Source organism: Variovorax sp. P4_D9, assembly GCF_056401695.1.
In genome coordinates this window covers 1-6,587 of sequence record NZ_JBFUIU010000515.1, presented here as the reverse complement: position 1 = coordinate 6,587, position 6,587 = coordinate 1, and the positions used below count along the sequence as shown (strand labels likewise).

The 6,587-nt window shown below is 61.9% G+C and carries 7 protein-coding genes and 1 pseudogene; 4 read left to right on the top strand and 4 right to left on the bottom strand.

Annotated features, from left to right (window positions below; all coding sequences use genetic code 11):
• Positions 1 to 473: 473 nt before the first annotated feature.
• From AC1DY5_RS37210 to AC1DY5_RS37195, 4 genes and pseudogenes are all read right to left on the bottom strand, one after another.
• On the bottom strand, positions 474 to 884 hold the full coding sequence (locus AC1DY5_RS37210; RefSeq protein WP_478119488.1) for a phasin family protein: 411 nt from the start codon (positions 882 to 884) through the stop codon (positions 474 to 476).
• Positions 885 to 1,424: 540 nt separating this feature from the next.
• A pseudogene (locus AC1DY5_RS37205) lies at positions 1,425 to 1,502 on the bottom strand (proton-translocating transhydrogenase family protein); the annotation flags it as partial.
• A gap of 32 nt (positions 1,503 to 1,534) precedes the next feature.
• Positions 1,535 to 1,672, bottom strand: a complete 138-nt coding sequence (locus AC1DY5_RS37200) for a hypothetical protein (RefSeq protein ID WP_478119487.1) — start codon at positions 1,670 to 1,672, stop codon at positions 1,535 to 1,537.
• A 207-nt stretch (positions 1,673 to 1,879) separates the two neighbouring features.
• The gene (locus AC1DY5_RS37195) at positions 1,880 to 2,743 is read right to left on the bottom strand and encodes an IclR family transcriptional regulator (RefSeq protein ID WP_478119486.1); all 864 of its coding nucleotides are present in this window, start codon (positions 2,741 to 2,743) and stop codon (positions 1,880 to 1,882) included.
• 226 nt (positions 2,744 to 2,969) lie between these two features.
• Between AC1DY5_RS37195 and AC1DY5_RS37190 the strand changes: the two genes are divergently transcribed.
• The 4 genes from AC1DY5_RS37190 to AC1DY5_RS37175 form a co-directional block, all read left to right on the top strand.
• Positions 2,970 to 3,929 carry an MBL fold metallo-hydrolase gene (locus tag AC1DY5_RS37190; protein WP_478119489.1) on the top strand — a complete coding sequence of 320 codons (960 nt, stop codon included), beginning with the start codon at positions 2,970 to 2,972 and terminating at the stop codon, positions 3,927 to 3,929.
• Positions 3,930 to 4,029: 100 nt separating this feature from the next.
• Positions 4,030 to 5,700, top strand: coding sequence for an FAD-dependent oxidoreductase (locus AC1DY5_RS37185; RefSeq protein WP_478119485.1), 1,671 nt, complete (start codon positions 4,030 to 4,032; stop codon positions 5,698 to 5,700).
• 11 nt (positions 5,701 to 5,711) lie between these two features.
• Positions 5,712 to 5,912 carry a DUF2783 domain-containing protein gene (locus AC1DY5_RS37180; RefSeq protein WP_478119484.1) on the top strand — a complete coding sequence of 67 codons (201 nt, stop codon included), beginning with the start codon at positions 5,712 to 5,714 and terminating at the stop codon, positions 5,910 to 5,912.
• A gap of 31 nt (positions 5,913 to 5,943) precedes the next feature.
• Positions 5,944 to 6,587 (top strand): Bug family tripartite tricarboxylate transporter substrate binding protein (locus AC1DY5_RS37175; protein WP_478119483.1); only part of this gene is annotated, 644 nt, incomplete at its 3' end.

Below are 6,587 nucleotides of genomic sequence, written 5' to 3'. Positions count from 1 at the left end.
GGAGAGGACGGCAGCGAAGTGTGACCCTGATGTCCACCAACTGCGAGACGTCCAGGTTTTGGAAGTCGGTGTCCGAGAACGCCCGGGCTCGCAGGACCGTCAGACAAGCGTCGATGGCTTCCAGAACGGTCGCCTTGCTGCTGTCCCGGGACCAATGAGACAGTTGATGCCCCGGCGCAGGACACCAGCTCAACGATTCGACGCTCCTGTAGTGTTCGAAATTTCTACCTGCTTGATGCGAGTCACCCGGCCTCCGACAATGAAGAGTTAGCGGCCAGCATGTCTCTGTCGGGCTCTGACCCTGCCGTGAGCAGTCTGCGTGCTCGCCGGCCCGATCGGTCGCGTCACCGTTCCATCGGATGTTCAGCAGATCGGCGATCGTCCATCCCGCCCAATCGGCTCGGAAAGGGCGGACGCAGCCGCTCAAGTTGCGTGGCATCCGTCCCGGGTCGGACGCTGTAGGCAGCCGGCTTCTACTTTGGCTGCATCAACTTCTGGATTTCCTGTACGTGCTCCGTTGCACGCTGCGTCATATGGGCAATCGCGTCAACCTGCGACTTGTGCGCTAGCTCAGCCAACTCTTTCATGTCGGCCAGCGTCGTCTCGAAAACCTTGCGCACGACCTCGGTCTGCCTGGCATCATCCACGCCTCCGCTGCCCGGCGTCTTGACAGCTTCCTGAATACCCTGCATAGCCTCGGTCATCATTTCGGCCTGCTTGTTTGCTATCGCCTGCATCGATTCAAGAGCCGCCTTGTTCGCTTCAATGAGCGCCTCGACGTCCTTGCGTCGTGTCTCGACCATGGCCGTCATGTCGACCCCGGGCACCTTGAATTGCTCGAACATCTTCGTCACATCACCAAACGGATTGAACTCTGTTGCCATGTCATCTCCTTGTTGAGGGTCCGGCGCAGCGGCCGGCCACAGATCATTGCACGCCCGCGAGCAAAAAGCTCGCGATGCACTACTTGTGCCGTCCCCCAGGCCGGACGCGACCAAGCTGCTTCGTAGGAATCCGCCGCGCCCGGTCGAGCTCGAAAGGGGAATCCCATGGCAAATCCTAACTGTCGGAATCGATCTGGCCAAGAACGTCTTCGTGCGACCTGAAAGTCGCCTGAGTCTCTGTTTCACAGGAGTCATCTCCCGATGAAACCGGTTGTTCCATCAACGGTTCCCTATCCGGACATGCGAGGCTGCCTACGGCCTGGTGCGGAGCTCCGGAGACAATGTAGCCACCGAGCCATCGGTACGTGCGGCCGCAAGGCCAAGCGGAAACTGTCAGCACCGGGGCGGCAAGGACTAGACATGATGGTCTGAGCACGTTCACCAGAACTGTCAGCGGTCATATCCAATTTTGTCCGAGAAGAGGCCACTGCCCTGATCCAGCCGTAGCCCTCATCACTGTCTGAGGTGGTGGCAGCAGTTGCTCTCGGTCAGCGCGGCCGCGAGCAAGGCGCCCACGATCACGATCGCCGAGATCGCGTTAGTGACCGCCATCAGCGGCGCTGGCGACCTGAATCAAGAGTGAACCAGATTCAGGCACCTGCGCACTCTCGCTGGCTGGCAACTGACGAATGGCGATTTGTAGGTTCAGGCAGCAGCGCGATGACGGCCCGGCTGATATTCATGGGGTGCAGGCCATCGATGTTGTCCGGCGTGGGCGGCATCTGCATGGCGGTGGCCGGCGATGCGCTCCTCGTACCTCTCCGGCGCGGCGGCGGTTTCGTGCGCACATCGAGAAATGCCTTGTCTTGGCCCGCAACGGTGGCCGCTTCGTCGGTCGCGCGAGAGCAACTCTGCGATACCGCTGGCGTTGACGCAGGCACAGTTCGATACGCTGGTGGTGGCCTGCCTTGCGGGCGCTGCCCGGGAGGAGCGGATCACGTGGTTGTAGGATGAAAGCGATCATGCACGGCGCGCCTCTCGGGAGCGGCGGTACGCCATCCCAGTCGAGCAGAAATCTCCGCCGCCGCGTCGCGAACGGCGTGCGCAGCGCTGGAGTTCCAGTCCGCTGAAAAATTGTCGTGATGGCCCAGCGCGGTGATCACGATCACCGGTTCGCCTTCGTGATCGAAAACTGGAGCGCTAAAGGCATTGACGCCGGGGATGGGCTTGCCCTCGGCGCGCGCGACACCGTGTGCGCGAAGCTCTGCCACAGCTTCGCGCAAGTCCTTGGCCTTCGCCTTGAGCAAGGGCGCCTTGAGGCCCTCTGGATCTCCCAACGCCACTGCCATTGCCTTCTCGATTCGATCGGCGGGCAGGACGCCGGCGAAGGCGCGGCCGGTGGCCGTGCCCAGAATGGACATCACGGTTCCGGCGCGCATGGAGACGTGCAACGCCTCGCGGGCGTCGATCATTCGAATGATGGTCGGCCCGAAGTTGCCCCAGACCGCGAGCGCCACTGCATGCCCAGTCGATGTCGCGAGCGCTTGAGCGACGGGCAACGCGGCGCGGACTGGATCAAGCTGATGCAGGCATGTCAGACCCAATTGCAAAGCAGCCGGGCCCAAGGCATATCGGCCCGTCTCAGCCTCCTGCTCGATCAGTCTCAGCTTTCCGAAACTCACCAGGTAAGGGTGCGCGCGCGCCGCCGGCAGGCCGGATTGGCTTGAGAGGTCCCTGAGCGTCATTGGCGTCGGGCTGTTCGCCAAGGCAAGCAGCAGACGCCCACCGACCTCGATCGACTGGACGGCCCGTTGCTCCTTGTCTTCCTTGACCAGTTCTTCGGGATGGGTTGCGCGCATATCGCCTTCAAGGTTGCTTCCGAATCAGTTTGCCTAAACCGAAAGGATTTGTCACTGGCAAACCAGCTTTCTCCTCTGGCTGTCTCTCCGGGATCCCCAACGAGCAAGCCCCGTGCTAGGGAAAACACCTAGTTGGATCCATGCAAATGCATTTGCCATAGACAAATCTACAGCGAATAATGCAAACACATTTGGTTTAGACAAATTTCCACCACCGGAGACCCGCATGAACTCCCCCAAAAAATTCGCCTCCCAAGCCGACCTCGAGGAAAAGCAGGTCAGCTTCACGAAGCTTTCAGAACACGCCTACGCGTACACGGCCGAGGGCGACCCGAACACCGGCATCATCGTGGGCGATGACGCCGTGCTAGTGGCCGATACGCAGGCCACGCCAGCGATGGCCCAGGACGTGGTGCGCCGCATTCGTGAAATCACGGACAAGCCGATCAAGTACGTTGTCCTGACCCATTACCACGCGGTGCGCGTGCTCGGCGCGAGCGGCTTCAATCCGCAAGAGATCATTGCGAGCCAAGACACCTATGACCTGATCGTCGAACGTGGCGAGCAAGACAAGGCGAGCGAGATCGGCCGCTTCCCTCGTCTCTTCCGCGATGTTGAAAGCGTGCCGCCCGGCATGACTTGGCCGACCATGACTTTCACCAAGAAGATGACGCTGTGGCTCGGCAAGCTCGAGGTCCAGCTGCTGCAACTCGGTCGCGGCCACACCAAGGGCGACACGGTCGTCTGGTTGCCGCAAGACCGCGTGCTGCTCAGCGGCGACCTGGTCGAGTTCGATGCCACGCCTTATGCAGGCGACGCTTATTTCAAAGACTGGCCGCAGACGCTTGAGAACGTCGCCGCCCTGAAGCCGACCGCACTGGTCCCCGGCCGTGGCCCCGCCCTTCTGGGCGAAGAGCAAGTGGCGGCCGGTCTCAAGGCCACCGGCGGATTCATCGCCGACGTACGCGCCAGCGTCGAGGCTGGCGTTGCCGCAGGCAAGGACCTCAACGCCGTCTACAAGGAAACCTTCGCCAAGCTCAAGCCCAAGTACGGGCACTGGGTCATCTTCGATCACTGCATGCCGTTCGACGTGACGCGCTGCTACGACGAAGCCACTCGTTTCCCGGACCCGCGCATCTGGACGGCCGAACGCGACATCGAGATGTGGGAAACGCTCGAAGGCTGACCCGCAACGCACGCATCGATTCGATTGCTGCCTTTGCTGAAGGCAGCGCCAACCAGGCGTTCACGGGCATTTCCGGATGGCGCCACCAGGAGACAAAGTCATGCAACTCAACGAACTTGCGTCACGCAAGGGGGAAGCCGTCGACTACCAGAAACTGGAGTTCGACTATGTCCGCCATTCCGATCAGGATGCCGCCGTGCCGGTGCGGCGTCCTGTGGTGGTGGTCGGCGCGGGGCCGGTGGGCTTGGCGCTCGCCATCGACTTAGCGCAGCGCGATGTACCGGTCGTGCTGCTCGACAACGACAACACCCTTTCCACCGGCTCCCGCGCCATCTGCTTCGCCAAGCGCACACTCGAAATTTTCGACCGTTTGGGCTGCGGCGAGCGCATGGTCGACAAGGGCGTTTCGTGGAACGTCGGCCGCGTGTTCTTCAAGAATGAGCAGATCTACAGCTTCGACCTGTTGCCCGAGGCAGGACATGCGCGGCCGGCCTTCATCAACCTGCAGCAGTACTACGTGGAAGGCTTCCTGGCCGAGCGTGCGGCCGAATTGCCGTTGATCGACGTGCGCTGGAAAAACAAGGTCGCGGGCGTCGTGCAGCACGCGGACCATGTCACGCTGACGGTCGAGACCCCTGACGGTCCCTATCTGCTGGAGGCCGACTACGTCGCGGCTTGTGACGGGGGCCGCTCGAGCATGCGCCAATTGCTGGGCCAGGAAAGCAAGGGCCGCCAGTTCAAGGACCGCTTCCTGATCGCGGACGTGAAGATGAAGCTTGACAGGCCCGCCGAACGCTGGTTCTGGTTCGACCCGGAGTTCCATCGCAACCAGAGCGTGCTGCTGCACATGCAGCCCGACAACGTCTGGCGCATTGATTTTCAGCTCGGCTGGGATGCCGACCCTGAAGAAGAAAAAAAGCCCGAGAAGATCATTCCGCGCGTCAAGGCACTGCTCGGCGAAGACGCGCAGTTCGATCTCGAATGGGCGAGTGTCTACACGTTCTCGTGCCTGCGGATGGACCAGTTCCGGCATGGCCGCGTCTTCTTTGCTGGTGACTCGGCGCACGGCGTGTCCCCTTTCGGCGCGCGTGGTGCCAACTCAGGCGTTCAGGATGCAGAGAACCTGGCGTGGAAGCTTGCGACAGTGTTGCACCAGCAGGCGTCCGACGCGCTCCTCGACAGCTATGGCCACGAACGCGAATACGCGGCCGACGAGAACATCCTCAACTCGACGCGCGCCACCGACTTCATCACCCCGAAGACTGAGATCAGCAAGCTGTTCCGCGACGCGGTCCTGGAGCTTGCCAAGTCGCACGCCTTTGCTCGCACCCTGGTCAACAGCGGCCGGCTGTCAGTGCCTGCGACGCTGCGCACGTCGACGTTGAACACGCCGGACATGGATTCCTTCAACGGGCGCATGGTGCCGGGCGCTGTGGCCTCAGACGCTCCGTTGCGCCACGCCGAAGGCAAAAACGGCTGGCTGCTGCAGGAAGCAAGCGGTCCCTCCTTTACAGCGCTGGTGTTCGGCAGYGGTGACGCGGCAGACCGCTCGGCACGAGCTGTAACCGAGGCCAGCGCCGCCGCAGGCGTGCCGGTCACGACCGTGCGTGTCCCGCTTGATGAGGCTCATGCACTGGCGGCCGAGCGCTACAACGCGCAGGCCGGTACGGTCTACCTGCTGCGACCCGACCAGCACGTGTGCGGGCGTTGGCGCCAAGCTGACGCGTCCATCGTTCACTCTGCGCTGAAACGCGCCCTCGCAAAAGCTTGAAGGAGTTTCCCATGTCGCAAGTCTCTCAACTGACGACCGCATCGAACTTCGATGCGCCGGACGATTTCTATGAAGCGCTGATTGAAGCGCACCAACGGCTCTCGACAGAGGAAAGCCACGCGTTCAACGCGCGGCTGGTGCTTGTCTTGGCCAATCACATCGGGTCACTGCCGGTGTTGCGCCAAGCGTTCACCGCTGCCAAACGCGGCTGACCAATTCCATCATTCCCAAGGAGACAACCCCATGATTCGCATTTTTCTTACCAGCCTCGCACTGGCCGCAACCAGTCACTTCGCAACCGCGCAGGAAAGCAAACCAATCGAGTGGGTGGTCGGTTATGCAGCAGGCGGAGGGTCCGACTCCGTCGCACGTGCCACCGCTGAGACGATGTCGAAGAATCTGGCACGGCCGATCGTTATCACCAACAAGCCCGGCGCAGCGACCAACATCGCCGCCGACTACGCCGCTCGCTCCAAGGACTACGGCAACATCATGTTGACGGCCGACTTCGCCACGCTCGCCGCCAACCCGTTCCTGTTTTCCAAGCTCAACTACAACGCCGAAAAAGATCTCGCGCCGGTGGGCATGCTCGCGCGCTTTCCACTGGTCCYGGTGGTTGGTCCGCAGGTGCCGGCGAAGAACTTCAAGGAATTCATCGCCTGGGCCAAGGCGCAACCCGGCGGCGTGAACTATGCATCTGCAGGAGCGGGAAGCCCCCACCACCTGGCGACCGAGTTGTTGCGAGAAAAGACCGGGGTTGCAATGACGCACGTGGCATACCGCGGTGCGGCGCCTGCGATGCAGGACATCCTGGGAGGACAGGTGCCTTTCATGATGGTCGATACCGCTAGCGGCAACCAGTTTGTGCTGGCCGGTAAGGTCAAGGC

Bases quoted from the DNA above. Each gene is read 5' to 3' on its own strand.
- AC1DY5_RS37210 (WP_478119488.1), bottom strand. From the start codon at position 884: ATGGCAACAGAGTTCAATCCGTTTGGTGATGTGACGAAGATGTTCGAG.
- AC1DY5_RS37200 (WP_478119487.1), bottom strand. From the start codon at position 1,672: ATGCAGATGCCGCCCACGCCGGACAACATCGATGGCCTGCACCCCATG.
- AC1DY5_RS37195 (WP_478119486.1), bottom strand. From the start codon at position 2,743: ATGCGCGCAACCCATCCCGAAGAACTGGTCAAGGAAGACAAGGAGCAA.
- AC1DY5_RS37190 (WP_478119489.1), top strand. From the start codon at position 2,970: ATGAACTCCCCCAAAAAATTCGCCTCCCAAGCCGACCTCGAGGAAAAG.
- AC1DY5_RS37180 (WP_478119484.1), top strand. From the start codon at position 5,712: ATGTCGCAAGTCTCTCAACTGACGACCGCATCGAACTTCGATGCGCCG.